1 protein-coding gene is annotated in these 398 nt (G+C 46.5%); it reads right to left on the reverse strand.

What is annotated here, in order from left to right; genetic code table 11:
* The coding region (locus NE664_15180) for a DUF1351 domain-containing protein (GenBank protein ID MCQ4727974.1) at positions 1-398 on the reverse strand (398 nt) is incomplete at both ends.

Below are 398 nucleotides of genomic sequence, written 5' to 3' on the forward strand. Positions count from 1 at the left end.
GATATACTTGACGGCATTCGCAAGACTCAGATCACGCTTGTACATCTCCAGCGCTTTGGGGACCGCCTCGGAATCCATATTTTTAATGGTCGTAACCTCTTCGTATGACTTGCCGATCACCTCTATCATAGCCTTTTTAACCGCTGGTAATTTGACAGATGCATTTTCCCATTTTGAATCATAGATTTTTTCCAGAGGAAGGTATTCCAGCATCTCCCCGATCACGCTGTCATATAACGCCTGGATATCTGCCTTTCTTTTCGCCACCCTGACAGCTTCCATTTCCTTAAGCTGGCTGTCGATGAGATTGACCGGCTTGTCTACGATTTCAAGCAGCCCATCAACCCGTACCTTAAAGGCTTCATATGGCTTCATCCACTCTGCCTTAACCTGCTTCC

This window comes from Anaerotignum faecicola (assembly GCA_024460105.1).
In the GTDB taxonomy this organism is placed as follows: domain Bacteria; phylum Bacillota; class Clostridia; order Lachnospirales; family Anaerotignaceae; genus JANFXS01.